The sequence below is a fragment of the Endozoicomonas sp. ISHI1 genome, assembly GCF_024606225.1.
GTDB lineage: Bacteria > Pseudomonadota > Gammaproteobacteria > Pseudomonadales > Endozoicomonadaceae > Endozoicomonas_A.
Window position 1 is genome coordinate 25,798 of sequence record NZ_JAGRPU010000005.1, and the last position, 24,540, is coordinate 50,337.

Consider the following 24,540-nt stretch of genomic DNA (forward strand, 5'->3'; position numbering starts at 1 on the left):
GGTTCTTAAGGCCCAGGCCGATTGCCTGGGAACGCCCATTATTTAAATCATCTGCAGGGTTGGCACTAAGAACCAGGATGCCTGGACGCTGTGTTTATACTTATCCATTAATAGGGTTAAGGTGTTGCAAGAAAACAGGCGGATCTTTTTGTCAATCCTCTCTTTAGTGCTGCTACTCAGGGTAATAGCCATGACTCCTGAGCCGCTCATATACAGGGCGAGGGCGTTGCAACAGCCTCTTTTAAACGAGGGGATGAATCACTCAGGCCATAGATTCAACAATATGGCCAGAGAGGCTATGACCCCCAAAGCATTAGTCACTGGGGTTGTATCCGCTGATGAACTAGGAGCCTGACCGAGAATAGCTGCCCTACTGCGGCGGCAGCAAATTGGTCTGAAAATCCGCTTTTGTTCGTCAAATAGCTCGCTATTCTCCTCACAAAACCGAATTTTCATCCTCAATTTTATGCCGTCCTCGCTACGGGCGCCATTCTCGGTCAGGCTCCTAGAAACCAGGTTGATACTGAAAGTCGCATTGGTAGTCGCATTGGTAGTCGCATTGGTAATAGAAGCAGAGGACTGAGGGTCTGTCATGCAAACAGCTGAGTCAAAGTAGAACTGACCCTCGACGTTGGTCAGTCCAGTCAAAGCAGTGGCTTTGGAATCATTGATAGGAGTCCAGCTATTCACGATCTGGCAAAGTGTCGGTGCACTGGTCGTTGCCATGCCGACGGTTGAACTCTCAGATCTCTGACACTCACCTGCCAGTGGCAATGGATCAACGGCTTTCAGGGAGAAATATTCGTTGTCTACTTTCCACAAAGTCATTCCCAGGAAGTCGTTACAGGCCAAGGCCAGATCAAGCTTGTCATAGATAGTTAAAGCTGTCGTTGTGACGTAGATATTGTTACCAGCCAGATTAATGAGAGGAGCTTTTCTATAGGCAAAAACGAAAAGACCTTTTAAAGCGAGCCCTCCCCTTCGGGTTTCAATTCCTGTACGAATTTCGCTACGTGTCTTGCCTTTATTGTCAATATCAACAGTGTTTCTGAAGATATTAATATTGCTTCCGGATCCAATGGCAATCTGGGCCAATTCCGAGATTTTGCCCCGGAATGTGTTCTCAATTATTTCGAGCTTATTTGACAGGTTATTGATGTTTCGAAAATTAATGAATATTGCTTCCTCGGGAATCATACTGAGTTTTGTCGTGCGGATGGTTTCACCAATGACCTTGTTATTAGCGAAACGTAAGCCCGGGCCCGTGTGCGAATCATTGGTGGATGCATCCAGATTCGCAGAGCAATTAATGTTAACTGCGGCCCAGACAGGGAGATAAAAAACGTTGTTCTCTATAGATAATGTCCGGTTATAGCAGTTTGTGTGAATAATAGCGTCAGTTAGAGTGTCGGGATTAACTCCAGTTGGCCGGAAAGTAATATGTTTTATATGATTGTCTCCTGTTTCTCCAGAATTGAATTTGCGACTGTATCCAACTCCAACCCCGATCATATATCTATTTGTAAATTTATCATGAAGCTTGATAACAATTTCAAAACCTTCATCAGCAGCCCCGATGATGTCCTGGCCGCTCTTCAAAGCTATTGCACTGGCAATAAGATATTCAATAGTGGGCTTACCTGTCACAGGGGTAACGGTTGGAGCAGTTGTTTTGGAGGAAAGCAAGATAACAGTGTTATCAGGAATCTGTTTTATCAACTCACTTAAATCATCTGCAGGGTTGGCAGTGAGAACAACGCACTGTCGTCCGCTAACAAGATCACGGTATTGGTTAAGCCGTTGTTCAACCCCCGTCGTTTGATCTCTGAGAGAGCTGCATAATTCTGTTGGAATGGGAGGTGCAGTAGCAGGAGTTGCAGTAGTAGGAGCTGCAGTTGACGATTGAGCTGCGGCTGTCGGTTGAACAGTGATTGTAGATTGAGTCGTGTTTTGAGCCTGAAGGTTCAGGGCAAGTAACAGAAATACAGGAACGATGAACAGGGACGGATGGTGCTGCAACTTAATCATTTTCAGGACTCCCCGGAAAAGTCGATTGGAAGCCTAGACGCTGTGTTTATAATTATCCATTAATATGATTAAGGTGTTGCAAGAAAATAGATGGATCTTTCTGTCTAATCTCTCTTTAGTGCTGTTGCTCAGGGTGCAACAGACTCTTTAAACCGAGGCGATGAATCAGCTCAGGTTATAGTTGCAACAATATGGCCAGAGTGGCTATGACCCCCAAACCATTGTTCACTGCGGTTGTACCCGCTGATGAACTGGAAACCGGACTGTTACTGAAAGTCATATTGATAATGAAATCAGAGGACTGAGGGTCTCAGGGTCAGGAGAGTTGGGGTGGATCATATATGACACCAGCTTTTTAACCCGTTTCATTGGTTCCCTCATAAGCAACCCTGTTAAATGCCCTGGAGCGCAGTATGCTGGCCATTTTGCCCAGGGCTGGATTGGGGTAACTGTCCTGAAGACGCTCCAGAACATGCGTAAGTACAATGCCTGATACGGAATCGAGCTTTGGCTCTGAAGATTCAAGGGCCGCCAATACATTAATGCGCATCATTGCCATCAATGCACGATCAGGGCCAGCAGCCTGACCAACTGCCAGGTTGAGTTCGTCAATCATCATGGTAGTAAGTTGCCTGCTGTGCACCGGCTCACCTGAAGCCAGTATGGGAGAATCGTAAGACAGCAGGGTTGACGGGGCAGTGTCCATAGGGCTGATCAAGTCAACCACATAAACCCAGTCTTTCGTTGTATACCCTTCTTTTGAACAAAGAATGAGGTTGCAGAAATAACATTTTGTGCCGTAATAAAACGCCTCACCAATGTTAGTCATAAGCAGCTTACATTTCTCAGGCAAGTCACCGCGTGAAAGGGCAGCTTCCTCCAGACGATGATAGAACCGTTCTTTGATCTCACTGAATTGCTCTTTATTAAGTACCAAAAGATCTGTATCCCTTGGCATGACTGAGCGCTCAACAACTCCCCGGGATATTTCGCCCGGTAACAGATCATTGCCGGATACCCCATTTAATGCCTCGCTTCCCCAAAGTGACTGGACCTGCGTCTGATAAGCACGGCTTCCCAAATATACCACAGGCTTATTTTCACGATTCAACGCCTGTACTTCGCTGGCGATTTGCTCATGAAAATAAGCTCTTGTATTGAGAATATCCGGAGTATCTCCAGTAACAGATGTCTTTGCGGCAAAATCTGCCAGAGTATAACGGTTATTACTGGATTGTTCTTTAGATCGGCCATTTTTAATTTGGACTGGATTCGGTTTATGACTACCACCGGTTTTGACTAATGATAGTTTTTTAGAGTTATTTAGATCTTTTAAGTAGCCTGCTATGAAAGCAATATTTTTTTTCAATTTCTTCCCACAACTGACGGTAGCCTGTTCAAGCTTGAGAATGGTTGGAAATTCATTTTTGAGAATATCGATCCGTTTACCGCTAACGAGGACAAGAGCAGAATTCAAACGCTGAAGCTGTTGCAAACTGTAGTATAAAGTAGCATGAATTGACTCGAACAGCGCAATTTTCAGGCAAATATCTTGTTCATTAATGACGTGTTCTCTGATGTTGTTCAATTGCCTGAAAGCGTCTTTGAAACAGGTTTTGATGTTTTGGTTGATCTTATCAAATTGATCAATTTTCTCTTTAATCCCGGAATCATTCGCTTTGATTTTTTCTTTCCATTTCTCTTTGCTCATCTTAAGCGAGCGCGATGAATCACTGGTATGAATGCATGTAAGGCAGGCCTCGAGATCATTGAATATTGAAGCGCATTGAGAAACATGCTCAACGAGCATTGCACAGTAATAACTGCAGTGGAAGAACGTCAGCAATAATTCGGTGTGCCGCGATTTTACATTGTTTTCAAAAATATTAATGAGCCGTTCACAGGACTCTCTGCCCAGTTCTGAGATGTTAATGTCTGAATTGTATGCATCGCACTCTTTATTAATGAGTTTTAAAATATCATTATTCTGGATAAGTATTTGTGTCAGCTGGGATTTCAGGTATTCAGGAAGCTGCTGCGGATTGTCATTTGTTATCCCATCCGAGGTGGCATGTTGCATGATGACTTTTCTGGCCTCATGAATGCTATTCCTGATGGCGATCGCTTGATTATTGGTCAGAATCTGTAACCTATGCCAGGCGAGAGATAAACGACGACGGTATTTAAAGGTTTTCATTCCATCACTGGTCAATAAGCCAAGCTCCTGCAACTGATCTGCCCATGGATCCAGAACATCCAGTATTTGTTTCAGCTCCTCCGTCTTCATTACCTTTATTAACGGTGACTGGTTCTCAGTGGCACTCTCCTTGTGAGCAAGAAGGGTACTCAGGTAAGTAGAAGCAGCTTCAAGCCCAAGGATGAAATACATACTAAGTGGGTTGGGTCGGGATTGTGTATATTCTTTAACATCTTTATGCCAGCTTTCGATGTTGATTCCTGCTGTATTATTATCTTTAAGAGCTTGAATAACTGGCTCCAGTGAATACTCGTTATGGAAAACTATTCGAGTGGTTGCTTCAAAAGCCTTATCGGCTTCATCCCACCGTCCTGATAATACAGCTGCATGGAATAACTCTGCACAAAATAGATGTTGCCCAATCGCCTGTTGGTCAACGCACACTGGTTGGAATGTGTGATCATCCCCTTCTTCCCTGTATCGATCTATTGAGCTGAAAAGGCTTCCAGAAGCGATATTCAAGATATCTTGAGAATCTTCCCTGTTCAGGACTTCCAATGAACCCGTGGCAATGACAGTGAGCAGATTGCTGACCCCTTCACTCAGGATGTTAGACTCACGTAGCTTAAGTTCGGGGCATTCCCGAGGGGGTGCATGCAAAATTGAATGGTACTTCCTTGGTTCTACCGGTGCCCGAAGGGCGATATGGCTGTTGAAATCAGCGTATCTTATCATGCTCTCTACAACAGAGCGGACATATGACAAATGGCAAACAATAGATTCGCTCAGAAAACTGTTTGATTGCTGGCCCGGGGAATCAGCCATGGAGGCCCATCGACATAACATTCTATCGAGAACACGATAGTGCCTGGCGAGCCACACTGCTACGTTACACATATCATCGCTCAAAAAAAGCCGTTTGGACAATACGGCATATTGACTTCTGTTAGCCAATTTTCTTGCGTTATACCAATCGACCAGTTTGTATGAACTGTCTTTGAATACCTGATATTTATTAGCAAGACGCTTGAGCAAAGCCAGTCTGTTGTAGATTAAGCTATGGAACTGAGGACCATCTGTATCAAGAAACGTTCTATCAAAAAACTCTTGATCAAGTTTCGTTGTAAATTCGAGTAATTCACGCTTGAAGCTTTGGACAGCCGCTATCGTAATTTCTTGAGAAGGTGGGGACGGTGCTCCGTGGAAACAAGGCAGAGTATCCAAAATGATTTCATCACGCAGAGGCTTCAGGAGAATGTTTAAGGCAGGACTGCAGGCTGCTGAGTCCTCCGGCAAGCTCTGGTCAGAAGCTGATGTCAAATCAGGTGTATGATAGGTTTTTTCTACTGAACTGGTCGCAGCCTGTCTTTCTGTTAGAGAAAAATCGCTGGGTTCGGAGTATGCCGGGTCATTGGTTTTATCAATGCACGCTAAATGAGACTCTGGATTTATTGCAGAAGCCCTGGCAGTAGTTGAGTCTGCGTCCGCCAGTCTTTCTGAGCAGTCCTGAGTGGCGGTGCATCCTTCAGGGTCAGGCTGCTGGTAAGAAGGCGGAGCATAAGTGTTCTTGATATTTTGCATAATTGTTGCCTGATTCGAGTAATCATTATTTAAAGAACGGCATGTTCTATTGAGACATAATTACGCTGACTTAGTTCCCCGAAATTAATTACACTCGCTCCTCAAGGAGTAAAAATTTGGGAGTGAGTTCTATCTTTTTTAACATATTCAAGACCTTACACGGGTTATGATAGTTTCGAAACTTAAGATAATAAAAGTGGTCACATCACTGCAGCAAACCGGCTGACCAGAATGCAGCCTCCCAAAAGCCACTTGCTTTTAGCCCCTGAGTCCGGCATGTTGTGCAGGCTTTTCTCACCCTCATCAGTATAAGTTGCATAAGGGGATATCTATGCGCTCTCTTTTAAACGATTTTTTCAGCCTCTATGAGCGCTCAATGTATCATCGCCCATGGTTAAACAGATTCCTGGCGTCGACCCTCAGCTTTTTCATGGTCGCATCGGTCTCAGCTGCTGGATCCAAAGCTGAACAGGCCACCCTTCAGTTACCAGCCAAATCTGAGTTACTGGTTCTTGACGGTACCAATGCCAGAGACCTCGACTTCAAGGTGGAAGCTAACAAGCCCATTCCTCTGACCGATGAACGCCATCAGATTGTTTTTCAATTATCTGATGTCGTCACTAATGGCGGGGACCGGACGCGCTTCACCTCCAAACCTTTTGTTCTGACCTTCCATCCAGCAGTTGGCAAGCAATACACTATTGATACACCCGAACTGAGAAACATGCGTCAGGCAGAAGCGATCAACGATGACCCCACCAGCAAGATTTCATTGAAGGATGCAAAAGGCGAAGCCGTTCCTTTTAAATTTGCCATTCTGCCCAGCAAGGGTATCCAGCTCGGTCGCAACTATGCGGCAGACGTCCAAAAGTTTAATCGTTCTGACAGCCCGGCAGCGGCCAGTGAATTTTCAGGTTTGGGTGTCTTTGCAGAGCAAACCACGGGCTTTGCCAATGCAACTCAGAATGAGGAGATCTATGGCTCTGCTGCCAATAAAAATGACGATGCCAATATGAGCGCCAGCATGTTGCGCTACTGGTTTGAAAAAGCCGATCCGAAAACGCGGAAGGCGTTCGTCAACTGGGCCCGGGAACAAGTCAGCCAGTGAGACTCGACAAATTTCTTTGTGAAAGCACCGAACTGACCCGCTCAGAAAGCAAAAGACTTCTGAAAACCGGGTCGGTGAGTGTGGAGGGTGTTATCGTCAAAAATCCGGCCTGTAAGGTTACTGACGATGCTGAGATTCTTCTGGATGGCGCACCGCTGACGCTGGTGGGATCTCGTTACATCATGCTCAACAAACCGGTGGATACCATTTGTTCGACACACTCAGGAACAAGAGCCGAACTGTATCCATCCGTTATTGATCTGCTGAATGTCATCAAATCAGATCGTCTCAGGATAGCCGGTCGGCTGGATGTGGATACCACAGGGCTGGTGCTGATTACAGACGACGGCCAGTGGTCTCATAAAATCACATCACCGGTTAAAAAGTGTGGAAAACGTTATCGGGTAGAACTAGCCATGCCCCCGGATCAGTCTGCCATCGAACAGTTTGCACAAGGTATTCAGTTGCAAGGGGAGAAAAAACGGACCCGACCGGCGCAGCTTGAATTTATTTCTCATCAGGAAGTACTGTTGACGATTCATGAAGGCAAGTACCATCAAGTCAAACGCATGTTTGCAGCTCTGGGCAATCGTGTAACGGCCCTGCATAGGGAACAGATAGGCTCTATCACTCTCGACCCTGATCTGGAAGCGGGTGAGTGGCGCTATCTGACTGAAGATGAAATCAATTCCGTTCAGGAAGTCACCAGCTGACCTCTGTTAAAGGTGGAAGTAGCTGGGGCCATACCCACGGAAGGGTCAATTCTGTTGCCTGCCACTTTTGCGATCGTTGCCATCATTGCCAGGTGATGGATCAGATGGCTGCTGGCAAAGATCAACTCCCTTCCCAGTGTGGATTTCAATCGCACGCTGCTGCTTGCTGACAAAAGTACTTCAGTTTTCATTACAACCTCTAATGCCAGATCTTCGGCTTTCAATGCTTGCAACCATTGCAGCAAATCTTTCAACTCTGCCAGTCCCGCATTTTTTTCATGCTCCAGCAAAAGCCCCCTGCGTCTAATATCATAATCCACCAATTCGTCAGAAGAAGAACGGACAGCTTCATACAGATCCAGAACATGACGCAAGTGCTGGCCGATTGTGCTTTGAAAAAGGCCTGAATCACTGAAACGGTAATCATTAGCACTCATACCAGAAACAAAACCGATCATCTGCTCAACCGCTTCCTGATTGCCCAGCAGTACCTGCTCAAAATCACTACGCATGGTAAGAATCCCCTTTTTTCTCAATATCTATTGCGTTTTTTTCAAGACAATATTTTTTCATTCATGGCGGCTCTATCCGCCCTGACAGTCGCGCTCTGCCAGCTGTAGCGGAAATAAACCAAAGCTAAAATGGAGGCAATAAAGTACACAGCCTGAAGCGCTTCCAGAGGTGGCTTTACCTGATGCAGAAACAGAGCTGTGACCATAAACAACAGAGCCACGCCCAATTGAGAGCAGTAACTTTTCAGTAAAAGGTAGGCATGGGTATTCGTTTTATCCGAACGATCAAAGAACACTTTGTTGAATGACAACCGGAACAGACTGGTCAGAAAAGCAATCACAAGAATGACTGCATATTGCTGCTGTGTTGACAATGCCTCATCGACCACCCCCCTCAGCAGCCAGCTAAAAGCGTAGAGAATAATGGCTAACCGGAAAAGTCGGATAGCCGCCATCCGGTCAATAAAAGTTTGTACCAGCTTGAACAGGACAGCCACTGCAATCGCCAGAACCACCATCATCCCACCCAGCTCAAGCAGACTTTCCCTGTTGATGAAATAGAGTGACAGGGTCCAGAAATAACTTTCCAGAAAAAGAAACAGACCATCCGCAAAAAACACCCCACGGGAGCCAAAACTGTCACGAAATCGAAACACTTCTGTGAATCGGGTTAGCGGAGCAGAAAACGCTCGGTCGATTTCAACCACCACCTTCTTTTTCAGGGTGCGGGCAACACCGACTGATGAAATCAGCGCGCTGAGCATAAACAGAATTGAGAAACTTGACTGTTCCAGCAAAACTGCACCCGCCACAATGCCTATTTTAAGCATCACAGCGACCAATATCTGGAAGTTGCCAAAGTGTTGACCGGAATTCCAGCTATGGCTGATGGATTTGAACAACAGTCGTTGAGCCATCCAGTAGAAACAGCCATAAATACCATTCAGAATGGCCAGCAGAATGAGCCCTGTGACTCCGCTCCCTGCTTGCTGCTGAAAGAAAAGTAATCCTGCTACCAGCAGAAGCTCAGTCAAAAACGAGGCCCTGACAGCCCAGACACTCCCTTTGCCAGATCTCAGGTTTTCCCAAACCCGGAGGGTAAAAAGATAAGCTAAACCTGACAGGGCAATAAACAAGGCTATTTCAGTCAGCCGATAACCCTGTTGCCACAATAGAGTAGGCATGAAGAACGGCAACACGCCAACCAGAAACGCGTGGATACCTGAGAACTGAAAAAAGTAATGCACTCCCATCTCTGCTGTCTCAGAAAATATCAGCCTGGGCCACGTGGAGCTTATCGAGCTCCTCAAACACCCCGGAAATATCTTCTTTTTCCCCATATCTGGGGTAGTCGTGCATTTTCACGTAAGGACGGGAGTTCACCTCCAGAAGAATACATTTCTGATCTTCATGACTGTGCTCTATGCCTTTTTCCATGATGATATCGATACCAAGAATATTGGCATCAAAGGTATTCAGCACTTTTTCCATCAGTCGTATATTCTCTTTGGCCACACTGTTGACCGGAATGGTTTCAATGACACCGCCGGGTGCCAGAGCAATTCTATGGAAAAGCTTTACTTGCTGCTGATCAGCCGGAACCGAATTCAGATCATAGCCCTGATTGGCTAAATAGGTTCTGGTTTGTTCGCTTTTCTGAAGCGGGTACATGCAGTCCAAAAGCCCCATCTCCTTTCGAATAGCATTCTCCTGATCGATCAGTGTGTTGATCGAATCCTGACCATTTCCGATCACAAAAGGGGCATAACGCTGAATCACAGACACCACTTCACCTTTCGCCACCAGCACCCGATAGTTTTTTCCTTCCAGATACTCTTCTACAACAGTGGCAGGCCACCAGATTTTGGCCAGCAAAGCCGCTTTCCACAACTCCCGATAATTTCGAATGGGAAAATAGCTGCCTCTTGAGAAACCGCCCACATTGGGTTTAACCACCAGCGGAAAGCCATGCTGCCTGGCAAAACGAACGGCATTCCATGGATTGATGAAGATCTCACCACGGGCATGGGGAATGTCATTTTTACTGAACGCCGTTCTTGCCTGGGCTTTTGAGCGACAGCTCTTGCGTACTTCCAGAGAGTTATACTGAGTGCAGCCATTCATGAATTTCTGGCTGATGTAGCTGTATACCGTTTTCTTGATAAACTTCACAGCACCATCTCCTCTTCGGCCTTGGCTGGCAGCTTTTTAAAATTCAGTCGGTTCAGGAAAAACAGCTTCCTGAAGAAAATGGATTTTCGTTTTCGGGCTTCCGGAATTTCACCGGTCACCAAGGCCAGTTGACGGGTCAACTGACCTGTAAGTCGCAACTTCTCGAAAGCCCCCAGATTCTTGCTCAACAGCACCAGAGGCATAGGCAGGAAGAGATTGATTTCAAAAATCTTGAACTCCCCCTGGACCAAAGCTTCGATGCTGTCAGCCCGGAGACCATAGCGAGCCACTCTGAATGGCCCGGTCTGGCTCAAATGCAAAGCCAGCTGATCGACCTGCTCTCTGTTCAGCTCTCTGGTTTTGTCCAGATAAAAGGTTTCACTGTTGTAAATACCGTTGACAGGATGTGAGTCGTTACTGGTGTTCAGAACCTGAGTCACGGAAAGTGTTTTGAGACACTTTCCAGATTCCAGAGAACAAATCACAAACACTTCAAACTCTCTTTTCCCCTGAGCACTCTCCTGAATCAGGTAGGGCACACTGTCCTGATCACGATTCGCTCTTGCAGCCTCCAACTGAATCTCATTATCGATCCTGATAACCCCGGCAGAGTTCTGTCCCCATTCAGGTTTCAGAAAAACCGGGTAGTGTTCCGGTTTTATGCCGTCAGTATCCAGGCTCTGCTTCAAACGCCACCGTCTGGGAATGAACTGATCCATATCAAGCTTCGAATACAGCCCTTTGGCATCATTGAAGTAATCCGCATTCAACTGAAAAAACAACCAGGGCTTTACTCTTAGTCTCAAGGCTTGCCAGATAAATCCCAAGACCAACAACGTACGAATTATCATAATGACCACTTCCAGTTATAGTGTCCCCGGGGAGTTAAGCGTTAGATCTTGCCAGTTGTTCTTCTTGTACCAAAGAGAAGTTGGCTATCGCCATAATCAACCCCAACACCAGAATGGATACAGCGGCATAGAACAAGGAACCTCCATCACTTTTTCCCTGATGTAATACCTCAATTCCCAGGGGTGTAGCAAGGTGGAAGAAGACAGCTCCCGCCATGATACCGGAGGCTGCCAGTCCACCCAAACTGTGAATCAGACTCTGGCTGATCTTGCTTTCATGAGTACTCAACTTATTGTTAATAAACAGTATGACAGGCAGGAACAGCAGTAAACTGACGGATAATTCTGCAAGTCCTACGGCAATGGCACCATAACTGCTGAACCATTCACCCACGGAGGCACCAAAAACTCCCTGCATCCATTGACCGATGGTTCCAAAGATATGCTGAGTATCCGGGTGCCCACTGAACTTGTAAGGCAGGGAGAACAGAAAAACCTTGGCTATCCAGAGGACAGTTAACCAGCTAAAAATGTGTATAACGCGCTTTTTCATGAGATCAATTCCATTTCTCAAAGAGCAAGAAATCAGGTCACCGGGTTGAAAGTGATTTAACTCAACGTATCTATGAGGTAGATGAGCAAAGTCACAGAGCACCAGTGAACCGGACTTTACTCAGGGTTTGATAAGAAACCAGTGGGTTTAATTGATCACTTTCGGCCAGTTATCATCAGCTTCAATGATCAGGTTTTTCTTATCCTTGAGCCATTTCTTCTGAACAGACCCATTGTAATTCAGGTAAAGCTTGCCATCTTCGATGGTCCACTGACTGGGATCAGCACTGGCAGTATTACCATGAGCTACAGCCCAAGCGCAATAGCCGCCGTACTGTGGGGCATACTTTTCCGGGTTATCCAAAAACAGCTTTTTATGCTCTTCACTCTTGAAGTACCAGTTAGCACCCTTATAACGAGTAGTAAATTTATCCGAACCTTTTACCGGCTGGCCTTCAGTAAAGTAAGCCACGGGGTCATAGCCGCTGACAGCCTTATCGCTGAAAAGCCCGGTATAGATCTCGTCTTTGGCCATAACCTGCACCGAAAACATCAATGTCAGTGCTACGATTAAACTGCCCCATATGCCTGTAGCTAAAGATAAGCGATTTGCCTTGGTCATGCACTTTTCCTCTCTGAGCTTCGAAAAAAATCATTGTCCTTTTGACTCTATATACGGCAGGCAAATTAAATAGTTTCAGAGCGAGGAAATAAATATTTAATGCATTAAAACTTTCAGTTAGTTTTCACTTGGCGAGGGTTTCAGGGGATGTGGCAAGGAAGAGGTTGCGGGGTTCTACAGGCTCAGGAAGCCTGTAGAATGGCCTGATAAACTTGCTTGGCAGTGATCATTCGGGTCTGTTCCGGATTCCGTCCGGCAAGAAGTGCGACAGAAGCTCTGGCTTTTCCAAAAGCCTTTACGGCATCCAGCAAAGTACTCTGCTCCTCCAGGAAAACAACCTGCCTGGCCAATTCTCCGACCGTTTTATCGGCACGGCCATTAACCAGACAACTGGTTATATGACGGTAGTGTACGATCCCCACTACCGCACCATCACATACAACCAGATAACGTTTGTAGGAATGTTCGCAGATAAAGGCTTGAATATCCTGCACCTTTGAGTCGGAGGCCAACCAAACCATAGGACCATTCTCCGTAGTCAAGGCTGCCAGAGTCTTCTGGTTCATTTTCAGAGCCAGTTCTGCCATTTTACGCTCTTCACGCTCTATCACACCGGACTTATTAAAGTGACGGATGATGCCTTTCAACTCGTCCCGGCTGGGCTCCTGTGTGTTCTCGAACCTGAACAGCCTGGCCCAGACCAACGTCATCTTGAGCATTGGTCGAAGCAGGAAACAAATAATTCTTACGAAGCGGGCAGAATGATTGAGTACAGGCTCTGCCATCTGAACCGCAAAGAGTTTCGGCAAAATTTTGGCAAATACCAACATGCAATAAGTCAGAAGAGCAGTAAAGATGGCCAAACCGGTGTCATTAAAATGTTTGGCAGCAATGGCTCCTATCATCGAGCTTCCGGCAATGCTGATTAGCGTGATCAACATGACCATGGAGGATAAGTGGGCCTCCTTGTTCTTGATAACGTATTTAATATCAGCCTTGTTCACCGGTTTTTTTCTGAGAATAGTGGCTAGCCTGAGGTCATCAACGTAAATGATGGCAGATTCAATGATCGAAAGAATAGCAGTAACAGCAACAATCAGGCAGGCAACAGCAACAACAAGAAGCATCCTTGCTCCTCCATCTTTTTATTTGTGGGAATAAACCTTTATCGGTCACCTCAGTGATAAGTTTATATTAAAATTTCACGATGGCAGGTTGATTTCACGACTTGAAAAAACCTGCCTTACTCTGAAAATGAACGTCTGAATGGCCATGAGTGAAAAGACAACTGTGAGCGAAAAAAACAGTGAAAAAAAGGTCCCTTTCTCATCATGGCCTCCTATTTTTATTATTATATTGAGCCTTATTTCTATCCTAAATCGAACTTTCCTGATTACACAACCTTTTTCGCAGACTCTTGCTTTAACTTTGAAGGTGACTTGGACTTATAACTCTTGCTCACATACTCAGGCTCCATGATCCCCAGTCGTCCATTGATCACCACCGTTAATCTGAAAAACAGATTGCAAAGCATGTTGGCAAAGCGATGCAGAACATCTGGAACTTCTATGCCTTCAGCATCCACCAAGACCATAGCTCTGATCGCTTTTTTACTGAGAGAACGACAGGAGTGAAGTAACTGAACGGGTCGTGGTCCGCGGGGCAAGACAAAACCCTTTATTCGCCCGGCGATCTCTTGCTGATAACGATCAAAATACCCCGCAAGCCATTCTATTTGCTCTTCAAATATGGCTTGTTTTCCCCGGATAGAAGCATTGAGATGAAAAATTTTCGGTTGCAGCTCGCAGAGAAAATCGTAGATATCCTTAAATCGTTCATCGCCTTCAAGCTCATAGATGGCCCCACCCAATGTCGTACAAAGCTCATCGGTAATAATTTCGTGGTCACACAGAGGTGAACGCTCGTAGATAAAGGGGTAGCAGAGCTCGCGGATGTCTTTGGATTTTTTGAGTGTCATATTGACTACCTTGTAGAAAAGCTCTCACTCCGGGATAAGAGAGTGAGAGCTTACTTAACACATGACAGACGTTAGTCGTACGAGAGAAGACTTACAATTCGGGAGTCCAGGTCAGAGTAAAAAACACACCTCTTGGTTCATCTCTGTACCCTAAATTTGATGAATACTCTTTGTCCATCAAGTTGACAACTTTAACTCCTGTTTTAAGCTCTGATGTCAACTGGTAAGCCATTCTCAAATCAACTGTTCCAAACCCAGCAACCTCTTCGGTGTTTGCTTGGTCGTTGTATGTTTTACCTTGAGCTCTGAAAGTACCTCCAACAGACCACTTTCCAAATACTCGATTAGTATCAAGAACAAATAGTTGCTTAGCTCTTCTATAAAGAACATTACCATCATATAAGTCACCTCGAAATTCTGGATCAAGGAATGTCATATTACTTCTGGTACGCCAACCAAAGAGCTCTGTTGACAATACAAACTCGATACCTCTAATGCGAGCCTTCTCTATATTCTCCGTTTTCTGGGCGTCAGAATTGTACTCCAACATATCGTTCATATCATTTTGAAATACATTTACAGACCACCTACTGTCACCTACCAAGCCACTTAGCTCTAACTCTTTATTCTTGGCTGTTTCTGGCTTTAGAGCAAGATTAGGCCCCGCTGGAGTATAGTAATCCCCAAGAGTTGGTGCTCTGTAAGCGGTTCCATAAGATGCAATAATCTTCATACCCTTTGGTAAATCTATGCCCCACGCTATATTCCCTGTATTGTTGTAGCCATAAACTTCATGTTTATCTCTTCTGAGGCCGATCTGGAGTTCACTCCAAGAAAACGTAGATGTATTTTGAGCAAAAACACCAACATTGTATTGATCTTCTATACCATAATCAGTACTAGACTCCGTCAAATGCTCATCAGAGTAGTCAATACCAGTCACTAAAAACTGATTTTCAGCCCAACTTAAATCATTCTGCCAACTAATAGTGTTTCGTTTAGTTGTGGCATAGCTTGGATATGTAGTGCTACCTTTATCATCCCTTTTATTGACACCATACCCAACATCCAGCCTGGTTCCCCATTGTTCAGTTACTGGAGCAAATACAAAACCATTAAACTCTGTCGAATTAAAAAGTGTATATGTGTTTTCAGTATTATAAACACTGTCGTATTCAGACTTCCCTTCGACATGTGTAAAGCTCAGGCCAGCCTCAAGCCCGGAGGAATAACGTTGTGAAATACTACCAGAAAATGATTTATCCCTATATGCATCATCATCTGCATCCAGTCCAGATGTGGCGAACGTCCTGTTGTAACCTTGTGTTTCAAATAGACGAGCACCCAAGTTAAACCGAGTCCCATCAACTTCTCCGCCATAATTTAATCCATACTCACCGGTCCCTCGGCTACCAACCCCTGCCTTTACAGTTAACTTTGGATTTCCGGTGCCTTTTCGAGTAAAAATTTGTATAACACCACCTACCGCATTTGCACCATACAAACTGGACTTTGGCCCTCTTACAATTTCGATTCTCTGAATTTGATCTGGATCCAGGTGCTGTATTGGTGCTTCACCAAAATCCATTGAGCTAGCTTTTACACCGTCAATCAAAACTAGCGTTTGTGCAGTTCTGGTTCCTCTCAAAAAAATGCCGACCTTGCTTCCTGGCCCACCTGACTGTTCGACTTGCATACCCGGTGTTTTGCTGAGCAACTCCGGCACACTGGTCGCCTGACTTCGCTCAATATCTTCCCGCGTAATCACGGTCACCGGAGCCAAAGCCTCATCCACCGACTGAGCGGTTCTGGAAGCTGTCACAACCACTTCCTCGAGCTCGATGACTTCTTCACTGGCCTGAAGCGAGCCAGCCAGTCCTGCTGTCGCCAGTGCGACTGCAATGCGCAATGTATTAGGCATGGGGGGTTATTCCTTGTGTGTGTTTTCTGGCGTCTTTGAAGCCTTGGCAAGACTTTCTTTTCTGACGCTCTCAAGTTGTTGACAAAGGGACTCGGCAGCATCCAGCGCCCGGGGTGTCGGTCTGGATATCAAATGGCCTTGAACAGTCAACAGATGGTGCTTTTTCACCGCCTGTAGATCGCTCCATTTCGACCAGCGCTCTTCGATGGTTTTGCCGTCTTTGAGATTGTTGGAGCTGACAATGACCTCAGGATTCTTGACCAGAAGGGATTCCATGCTGACTTTGGGCACCCGTATTTTTGAGTCAGCATAAATATTCTGTCCGCCGCAGAGTTCTATCATCTGCCCGATAATCTGCTTCCTGCTGATGCTCATCAGCGGTTTGTTCCAGATTTCATAAAAGACAGTGACAGGCTTGTTGAGCTGGTATTTTTTCTTGATAGATTGGTAGCGCGCCAGAAACCTTTTTGCTTCTTTATCTGCTACCACAGAGGTACCAAACAGTTTCCCCAATCGCCTGATAACCGATGCAATCTCAGAAAAACTCAGTGGGTCAATATAGAAAACACTGACGCCCAATGATTCCAGCCTTGACGTCACTTTTGGACTGTTGCCGCCTGCCCAGGCCACCACTATGTCCGGTTTCATGGCAGCGATGGCTTCAACGCTGACATTGGGAAAGCCGCCTATTCGGGGAACTTTAGTAACGGCGGGTGGGTAGTCACTGTGATCGTCAACCGCAACAACCTGTTTGCCCGCCCCTGCAGCATAGATCAACTCAGTTGAGCCCGGAGAAAGACTAATTATTTTTTTGACGGATTCGGGAACACAGACTTCTCTTTTGAGGTCGTCTTCTACGCAAACCTCTGAAGCCTTTAACAACGTCGTATAGCCAGACAATATGAAAACAGTCAGCCAGATTGCAGGCTGACGATACCTCTCAAAAAAGCGCAGCACTTTTGCGACAGTCTTCTTGAGAGGTGAACGAATTCGTTCCCGACTTGTTTGATGCAGATGCCTCATGGAATCCCTGAGATCGATGTTTCTCAGGGCGGCAGACAGTTAGCCGGACGCAAAGCTCCAGCCGCAGGACAGTGATGACCGATCTCTCCTGTCAGAGACTTGTCAGTATCCGGGGAAGATATGAATATTCCCAACCGCCAGGTGACCCGCCCGGTTAGAAAGCTCGATAGCATCGAGCTTCCATGGTTGCTTTACTGAAGGCAGGTCTCCTGGCTCCGGGATCAACATGCTTTTCTCACCTTCCCGGATCTTGAATCCAGTGGTTTGGAAAGCCCGTAGAGGCTTTCTTGAGAACGCATTACTCCGTCACAGTTGCGGGCACAGCCGGGTTTAAAACCCCGTTCCCTATCGTTTGCAATCGGATAAACAGACCGTTTTGCAAACAATCCACAGCGTCTTAAAGGGTCAGCACTTTCTAAGCGCAGGCCATTGTCACCGTGGAACCTTCGTAAAGGTCGGGCATATTACCCGAACTTTCGTTTTAATTCACCCCTCTTTCGAAAAGCGAAATTACTCTTCGATCTTTGATTTGGGAGAGGCCAGCCAGAGCACTTCGCCTTCGTTCTTTCTGGCACAATGCCTTGAGAGCACATACATCACATCGGACAGCCTGTTGAGGAAAGTAATGAGAGGGGCATTAATGTCCGCACCGGATTCACGCAGTCGAATCACTGCACGTTCGGCCCTGCGGGAAACGGTTCTTACCATATGACAATGACAGGCGGCCGTGCCACCACCAGGCAGTGTGAAATTTTTCAATGGTGGTAAGTGTTCATTCAATTCGTCAATCAATACTTCCATTACTGTCGTATGTTCTTTCTGAATCAATTGATATCCTGGCATGGCCAACTCCCCGCCAACATCAAACAGTCTGTGCTGAATCTCGCTCACCCGACTCAGCTGCATCTCGGTCAAATCATTGGATTGCCTGAGCACATTGAGCAACATCCCCATCCAGCTGTTCGTCTCATCAACAGAGCCAATAGCTTCAATTCGATCATCGGCTTTCGATAATACGTCACCACTGCCAATCCGGGTGGTTCCCTTGTCACCGGTACGGGTATAAATTTTGGTCAGGCGATAACCTTTGCGTTCTTCTGTCATTTTAAATATCCCCTCACTCATCACTCTTTGGAACAGTCAAATATTTTTCACTGATCAACAGCTACCAATGTATTCAAATCAATATTCTGCTCGACGGCATCTGCCATTCTATTGATACCTTCTTCTCTGAGTGTTTCGTAGTCCAGTGTCGCTAATTGCCTGAGACCCGACCAGGTTAAAAGAGCATTGCAAGCTTCCGTTGTTTCGAAGACGCCATGCAGATAGGTACCAAAAATCTGACCATCTTCAGACATGACACCGTCCACACCCTGTTTCAGATGAATAAGAGGATTGTCCAGAGCCGGCCCATGGGTAATGCCTGCATGAATCTCGTAACCTGTCACCGAAACTTTTTCCATATCAGGAAGTGAGAGGCTGCCCACCACCTGTTTCAGCTGTTTTTGGGGGGCTATTGTGGTTTCCAGATTCAGTAAACCCAACCCCTCAGTACTACCCGGCTCCCCCTCAATACCCTGAGGGTCATGCACGGCATTGCCAAGCATTTGATAGCCTCCACAGATGCCCATCAGTTTACCGCCGTAGCGGAGGTGTCTGAGAATATCCCTGTCCCACTGATTCTCTCTCAGATAGGCGAGGTCAGTTCGGGTATTTTTGGAACCGGGAATGATAATCAGATCCACTGGAGGAATAGGTTCACTTTTGCCAACAAAGTAAATCTGAACATCAGGTCTCAGCCTGAGGGGATCAAAATCGGTATGATTACTGGTACGGGTCAATATAGGAATCGCTATTTTTAAAACCACATCGTTATCATGGCAGACCTGTTGTGACTGAATCGCATCTTCAGCTTCCAGATGCAGGCCATGGAGATAAGGAAGAACCCCCAGCACCGGTTTACCGGTTTTTTGCTCAAGCCATTCCAGTCCCGGTTCCAGCAGTTTGATATCACCTCTAAAGCGATTGATCACAAAACCGGCCACACGCTTTTGCTCTGATTCCGATAACAGGGCCAATGTCCCGTAAAGGTGGGCAAAGACTCCACCTTTATCAATATCAGCAACAATGATGACCGGACAGTCGGCTGCTTCTGCAAAACCCATATTGGCAATGTCTCTGTCTCGCAGGTTGATTTCTGCCGGACTTCCAGCCCCCTCAACCAGCACAAAATCGTATTGAGCTACTAACCTGCGCCAGGACTCCAGAACCGACTTTAGCAAACTTGGTTTCAAGTCGTGATAGGTTTGGGCATTCATTTCCCCGATAGAACGTCCATTGACGATCACCTGCGCACCAATATCGGAGTTAGGCTTCAACAAAACAGGATTCATATCCGTATGGGGCTCAAGACCCGCCGCTAATGCTTGCAACGCCTGTGCTCTGCCAATCTCACCTCCATCCTCAGTCACTGCACTGTTCAGAGCCATATTCTGTGGTTTGAAAGGTGCTACTGAAATACCCCGTCTGCTGAGCGCCCGGCAGAGTCCGGTAACCAACGCACTTTTACCCGCATCGCTGGTAGTTCCCTGGACCATGAGAGTTCGTTGCCCTGGCGGTATTGAGTGATTCATAAATTTAAGAATGGCAGTCCTGAAAATAAGATGAAGCAGTTTGATTGTGTTCAGTGGATGGATGCAAGCGCTTTTTTGCTGTCCGATATCATTTCTTCCCGGAATGTTCCACTGCTCGGAAGCCCTCTGGCATTGAGAGCCATAGAGATTCCATTAATAAACCTATTTCGGGTCAGGCTCTATCTGTTAACATAGCTGGTAGTCCAATTCCAAACGAATCCAGCCCTGACATGAGTCGATTCTTATATTCATTTTTATTGTACCTGGCGGTACCCGCTGTTCTGATCAAGCTGGTTCTGCGCGCTAGAAAATCCCCAGCTTATGCTCATCGCTGGTGTGAACGCTTTGGTTTTATCAAAAAATTACCCAATGACAAGCCCATCATCTGGATTCACTCTGTTTCCGTCGGTGAGACCATAGCCAGTGCGCCCATGGTTCATGCTTTGATGAATCAATACCGAAATCATCACTTTCTCATCACCACCATGACTCCCACTGGCTCTGAGCGTGTTAAAAAGATATACGGTGACCGTGTTTCTCATGTTTATTGCCCCTACGATTTGCCAGACGTCCAAAGCCGGTTTCTAAATCGGACTCACATCAAAATGGCTTTAATCATGGAAACAGAACTCTGGCCCAATACCATTGCCGCCTGTAAAGCCAGAAACATTCCTGTGGTGATCATAAATGCCCGGTTATCAGAGAAGTCGGCCCGTGGTTATGCAAAGCTGGGCTCACTGACTCGAAACATGATGCAGAATATCCATCGGGTAGCCTGTCAGACTGAAAATGACGGTGAAAGATTCAAACAATTGGGTTTACCTGCTGAACGTCTGACAGTAACAGGCAGCGTCAAGTTTGATCTGTCTGTGGATGATGAAATCCACAAAAGTGCTGCCTTGCTCAAATCCACATGGGAATCAGGATTAGGCCGTACCACTAAAATACTGATCGCTGCCAGTACCCACGATGGCGAAGATAAACCGGTTCTGGATGCTTTTCGCAAAATACAGGAGCAACTCACCGATACGCTATTGCTGATTGTTCCCCGACATCCCGAGCGGTTTGACCGTGTTTTTGAACTGTCAGAAAGCCTGGGATTCAACACCATCAGACACAGTCAGGCGACCGAAACTTCCAGAGATACCGAGGTGATCATTGGCGACACTATGGGTGAGCTGATGAAGCTGTACGCAACCTCCGACATAGCCTTCGTCGGAGGCAGTCTGATTGAGAATGGGGGCCATAACATGCTGGAACCCGCAGCCCTGGGAATACCGGTTTTATCTGGCCCCAGCATTTACAACTTCATGGACATCAGTCAGCAGCTAGAAGACGCTGGCGGTATGAAAACAATTCAAAACTCAGATCAATTGGCAGAAGTCGTATCCGATCTGCTGACTGACGATGCTGCCAGAAAAAAGATGGGGAGCCAGGCTCAAACCTTTGTAGAAGGTAATAAAGGATCTCTGCAAAAGCTTTTGAAACAAGTGTCAGAAACCATTGATCATCTTGGCTAAGCTACCCAGCTTAGTCTGTGCAATTTCAACAAAGAGCTTCATGACAGATGCAGTAGACTCTATTGCAAGATTTTTTGTTGACTCCCGTTGCCAAGGGGGAGTTATTTCCCCTTAACCGGATTACGGCTCATATTTGTTATCTTTTGTTGATTCTGCAATGTTAATGCAATGCTGTACGAATTAAATCAATGGTTATTTCGTAATCACTTTTCAGGTTAAAATTAGTACAGGTTGTTAAAAATACTTTATCATTTTCCAATGACCCGAACATTTCTGATAAATGTTCTTTTGCCTTTTTGTTAATTTCTTCGTCTTCTAATTCGTCCGTGTCAGAAAAATCCACACATACCGCATCACTCAATAATCCTCCACTGCCATCGGATGAATAGTAAGCCACCCCATCACTGGCGGACAACAGCGTAGCCAGCATTTGCGCATTAGGATTGGCAGAACCTCCTGGCATACAGCGTAAGTTTCGTTTTTTAATTCTTGTCGTATAGGTACGTTTTGAAGAAACTACACCCGGCTGCTGTCTGGCAAGCAATGATGCGTGATATAACCTTAGCAACCGGACACTGTCTTTTAACGCTGAATCAGAAAAAAAAGGTTCTCCCCGTTGATCAAATTGATATTGTTTTATAATTATCTCATCAAAAAGGGAGATTAAACTATTGATCGCATTATAGAGTGGTGATGCACTAGCATCATGTGGTGATGCACTAGCATTATATAAATACAAAACAGAAATAATAAAAATAATCCGAGTTATTACAATTGCTCTATGATTTTTCATGCGCTTTAGGTTTACTTACATTGAAAAGTAACGTAAGAGCTTAGCACTTTTTTATTATTTGTCAGGATGATAAAGCTATGGCACTGCCTTGGACCATAAAAGAATGGCGCTGAAGCCAGCGCTATTCCTCTGTCACTCAAAGCTGCTTACATCAAAAAGTATCTATCAGTTTGCACGACATTGGGCTGGAATGGACATCTCTTCTGATGAAACAATCCAGCTATTCAGCTGAGAGAGATCTTCCGGGCTCAGGGTACCTGCGGTCTGCTTCAGCTTCAATGTGTTCACAATGAAGTCATAGCGGGCATTCAGGTAATCACGCTGGGCAGCAAACAATGTTTTCTGGGCATCCAGAACATCGGTAATGTTGCGGGTACCGACTTCATAACCGCTTTCAGTCGCTTTCAACGCACTTTCAGAAGAGACGATTCCCTGACAACGGGCTTCTACACGAGAGACATCCGAATTGACGCTACGGAACAGGTTACGGGTACCGGAGTTTATCTCACGCAATGCTTTGTCGTAATTCTGCTGAACCGATTCCATCTGATAAGTAGCCTGACGCACCTGGGAGCTGGTTGCACCACCGGCAAACAGAGGCAGTGTGAATTTAACACCCACTACTGTCTGGTCACCATCACCGGTCAATCTCCCGTTATCAGGATCAGTGATCGTTCTGGCAGAGTCTGAATCACTGGAGTTATAGTTATAGCTGGCAAAAGCATCAACAGTCGGTGCATGACCTGACTTCTTGGCCTTGATATTGCTCTCTGCTGCCTTCAGGCCTTCACGTGCTGCCTCAAGCTGAAGGTTGCTCTTGATCGCGTTGTTGACCCACTCATCAGAGATAGCAGGCGCAGGAGCACTGACGGGCATGGTTTTATTCAGCTTGCCAACGTCCTGAATATCCTGATCAGTGATTGTGCGCAGAGCCTCATAAGCCACTGAAAGGTTATTTTCACCATCAATCCGGGCCACTCGAGCATCGTCATAACGTGCCCTGGCTTCGAGAACATCAGTCTCCGCAATAAGGCCTACATTATAGCGTTCACGAGCCTGGTCCAGCTGTTGTTTAACCGCTTTCTCTTCGGCTGTAGCAGTGATCAGACTGTCTTCAGCTCTGAGCACATTGAAGTAGGCTTCTGAAACCCTGAGAATCAAATTCTGTTGCTCGTAACCAAAAGTAGCTTCCGCCTGAGCACTCTGAAACTTGGCAGAATCATAACCAAACCAGCTGGCCATATTGAACAATGGCTGGCTTAGAGTGGCTCCCCAAGTATGAGAGTTATAGTCATCTTTGATATCACGGGCTGCTGCTTCAGAGGATGTTTTGTTGTACTGTGTTCCAGCTGACAAAGATAAATTGGGCAGCAAGAGGGCCCTTGCCTGGCTGCTACCTTCCTGAGTCGCCATCATATCGGCACGTGCAGCGGCCAGCTGGGCATCATTTTTCAGCGCCAGATTGTATACTTCCAATAAATTATATTCTGTCTCGGCCGCTTGGGCTGACATAATTGAGCCGACCAGGGCTGCCAGTAAAAAGCCTTTACGATAAGTTTGTGGCATATCTCCAGTTCCTTGAAAAATGGGCCCGAAAGCCGAACGATGATGTCGGTTCACCCGTTGTAACTCAAGCGCAACTCGCCGAATTTACACTAGTTTACCTGTCGTCAAAAGCAATAAACCGAATCTGAAAAAATTTTAACTGACTTCTTCATACGAGCGACAGACTTTAAGTCATCCTTTAATCAGTAAACCAGCATCGAAACATCAACCACTGTCTTATAGTTAGATAGTGATCATTCCGGATCTGATCAGCTTCCTCTATCATAGGATCATGCACTACGATTGGCTTATGAACACTAAAACAGACAAGGCTCGCTACAAGGCCGACCTGATCAAACAGCAAAACCTGTGTGAGAGGAATTTCCACAAACTCATGCTTCTACTGCCCGATCTGGAGCACAAAGATGACGTTGTTCTCTCATTTTATTTCGCTGGCCGGGAGGGACGGGTATGGTTTCAGGTGTTGGAGCGAGCTCCTTTTACCACTGTTCTGCAAGTTGATCTGGATGCAGCCTGGGGTGAGTGGCTGAAGCTGCCCGAGTTCCGAGTCCGGATTTATCTCGATGTCAGAATGGCCGAGATCATCAGTTTCAATAAAGACCGGCACTTCAAGGCTATTTACCCTTATCCCAATGAGAAGATGCTCATGCCTGATGAAAAGGGACAGTTGAATCAGTTTTTTTCTGAATGGCTGAACTTTTGCCTCAGTCATGGTTTAGGCCAAATCTGAAATGAACCTGAAAACGTGCGAAGAATCACTGTTGTATTAT

General features: G+C 45.9%; 20 protein-coding genes and 1 riboswitch. Of the genes, 4 read left to right on the plus strand and 16 right to left on the minus strand.

The window, feature by feature from the left end; translation table 11 throughout:
* Positions 1-258 precede the first annotated feature (258 nt).
* Complete coding sequence (locus tag KBW69_RS05215; RefSeq protein ID WP_257280184.1) at positions 259-2,028, minus strand: hypothetical protein; 1,770 nt, start codon at positions 2,026-2,028, stop codon at positions 259-261.
* 355 nt (positions 2,029-2,383) lie between these two features.
* Positions 2,384-5,806, minus strand: a complete 3,423-nt coding sequence (locus tag KBW69_RS05220) for a hypothetical protein (RefSeq protein WP_257280185.1) — start codon at positions 5,804-5,806, stop codon at positions 2,384-2,386.
* Between the two features lie 430 nt (positions 5,807-6,236).
* Between KBW69_RS05220 and KBW69_RS05225 the strand changes: the two genes are divergently transcribed.
* Both KBW69_RS05225 and rsuA read left to right on the plus strand, forming a co-directional pair.
* Complete coding sequence (locus KBW69_RS05225; RefSeq protein ID WP_257280186.1) at positions 6,237-6,914, plus strand: DUF2057 domain-containing protein; 678 nt, start codon at positions 6,237-6,239, stop codon at positions 6,912-6,914.
* A complete protein-coding gene (gene rsuA / locus KBW69_RS05230; RefSeq protein WP_257280187.1) occupies positions 6,911-7,627 on the plus strand; it encodes a 16S rRNA pseudouridine(516) synthase RsuA in 717 nt (238 codons plus the stop codon). The genes KBW69_RS05225 and rsuA overlap by 4 nt, the downstream gene beginning before the upstream one ends.
* Here rsuA and KBW69_RS05235 read toward each other — a convergent pair.
* The 12 genes from KBW69_RS05235 to KBW69_RS05290 all read right to left on the minus strand — a co-directional run bounded on the left by KBW69_RS05235 (position 7,609) and on the right by KBW69_RS05290 (position 19,855).
* The gene (locus KBW69_RS05235; RefSeq protein ID WP_257280188.1) at positions 7,609-8,139 is read right to left on the minus strand and encodes a DinB family protein; all 531 of its coding nucleotides are present in this window, start codon (positions 8,137-8,139) and stop codon (positions 7,609-7,611) included. The two genes, rsuA and KBW69_RS05235, sit on opposite strands and share 19 nt — an antisense overlap.
* Before the next feature lie 41 nt (positions 8,140-8,180).
* A complete protein-coding gene (locus tag KBW69_RS05240) occupies positions 8,181-9,386 on the minus strand; it encodes a hypothetical protein (RefSeq protein ID WP_257280189.1) in 1,206 nt (401 codons plus the stop codon).
* A gap of 16 nt (positions 9,387-9,402) precedes the next feature.
* Positions 9,403-10,311, minus strand: a complete 909-nt coding sequence (locus KBW69_RS05245) for a cyanophycin synthetase (RefSeq protein ID WP_257280190.1) — start codon at positions 10,309-10,311, stop codon at positions 9,403-9,405.
* On the minus strand, positions 10,308-11,162 hold the full coding sequence (locus KBW69_RS05250) for a hypothetical protein (protein ID WP_257280191.1): 855 nt from the start codon (positions 11,160-11,162) through the stop codon (positions 10,308-10,310). Before KBW69_RS05250 ends, KBW69_RS05245 begins: the two co-directional genes overlap by 4 nt.
* A gap of 34 nt (positions 11,163-11,196) precedes the next feature.
* Complete coding sequence (locus KBW69_RS05255) at positions 11,197-11,715, minus strand: hypothetical protein (RefSeq protein ID WP_257280192.1); 519 nt, start codon at positions 11,713-11,715, stop codon at positions 11,197-11,199.
* 147 nt (positions 11,716-11,862) lie between these two features.
* Positions 11,863-12,336 carry a YHS domain-containing (seleno)protein gene (locus tag KBW69_RS05260; protein ID WP_257280193.1) on the minus strand — a complete coding sequence of 158 codons (474 nt, stop codon included), beginning with the start codon at positions 12,334-12,336 and terminating at the stop codon, positions 11,863-11,865.
* 182 nt (positions 12,337-12,518) lie between these two features.
* A complete protein-coding gene (locus KBW69_RS05265) occupies positions 12,519-13,463 on the minus strand; it encodes a CNNM domain-containing protein (protein ID WP_257280194.1) in 945 nt (314 codons plus the stop codon).
* 266 nt (positions 13,464-13,729) lie between these two features.
* Entirely contained in the window at positions 13,730-14,314 is a 585-nt protein-coding gene (locus KBW69_RS05270; protein WP_257280195.1) for a cobalamin adenosyltransferase, read from the minus strand.
* Between the two features lie 91 nt (positions 14,315-14,405).
* Positions 14,406-16,235, minus strand: coding sequence for a TonB-dependent receptor domain-containing protein (locus KBW69_RS05275; RefSeq protein ID WP_257280196.1), 1,830 nt, complete (start codon positions 16,233-16,235; stop codon positions 14,406-14,408).
* A 6-nt stretch (positions 16,236-16,241) separates the two neighbouring features.
* The gene (locus KBW69_RS05280; protein WP_257280197.1) at positions 16,242-17,258 is read right to left on the minus strand and encodes a cobalamin-binding protein; all 1,017 of its coding nucleotides are present in this window, start codon (positions 17,256-17,258) and stop codon (positions 16,242-16,244) included.
* A gap of 181 nt (positions 17,259-17,439) precedes the next feature.
* Positions 17,440-17,649: riboswitch (cobalamin riboswitch) on the minus strand.
* A 119-nt stretch (positions 17,650-17,768) separates the two neighbouring features.
* Positions 17,769-18,362 carry a cob(I)yrinic acid a,c-diamide adenosyltransferase gene (locus KBW69_RS05285; protein ID WP_257280198.1) on the minus strand — a complete coding sequence of 198 codons (594 nt, stop codon included), beginning with the start codon at positions 18,360-18,362 and terminating at the stop codon, positions 17,769-17,771.
* Between the two features lie 47 nt (positions 18,363-18,409).
* Positions 18,410-19,855 (minus strand): cobyric acid synthase, encoded by a 1,446-nt coding sequence (locus tag KBW69_RS05290; RefSeq protein ID WP_306674493.1) that lies wholly within the window; start codon positions 19,853-19,855, stop codon positions 18,410-18,412.
* A 266-nt stretch (positions 19,856-20,121) separates the two neighbouring features.
* On the opposite strand from KBW69_RS05290, the gene waaA reads away from it, so the two are divergent.
* Positions 20,122-21,411, plus strand: a complete 1,290-nt coding sequence (gene waaA / locus KBW69_RS05295; protein ID WP_257280200.1) for a lipid IV(A) 3-deoxy-D-manno-octulosonic acid transferase — start codon at positions 20,122-20,124, stop codon at positions 21,409-21,411.
* Between the two features lie 160 nt (positions 21,412-21,571).
* Here waaA and KBW69_RS05300 read toward each other — a convergent pair whose 3' ends face one another.
* Positions 21,572-22,204 carry a hypothetical protein gene (locus KBW69_RS05300; protein WP_257280201.1) on the minus strand — a complete coding sequence of 211 codons (633 nt, stop codon included), beginning with the start codon at positions 22,202-22,204 and terminating at the stop codon, positions 21,572-21,574.
* Between the two features lie 165 nt (positions 22,205-22,369).
* On the minus strand, positions 22,370-23,770 hold the full coding sequence (locus KBW69_RS05305; RefSeq protein WP_257280202.1) for a TolC family outer membrane protein: 1,401 nt from the start codon (positions 23,768-23,770) through the stop codon (positions 22,370-22,372).
* 289 nt (positions 23,771-24,059) lie between these two features.
* Here KBW69_RS05305 and KBW69_RS05310 point away from each other — a divergent pair, with 289 nt between their 5' ends.
* The gene (locus KBW69_RS05310; RefSeq protein ID WP_257280203.1) at positions 24,060-24,500 is read left to right on the plus strand and encodes a DUF1249 domain-containing protein; all 441 of its coding nucleotides are present in this window, start codon (positions 24,060-24,062) and stop codon (positions 24,498-24,500) included.
* Positions 24,501-24,540 lie beyond the last annotated feature (40 nt).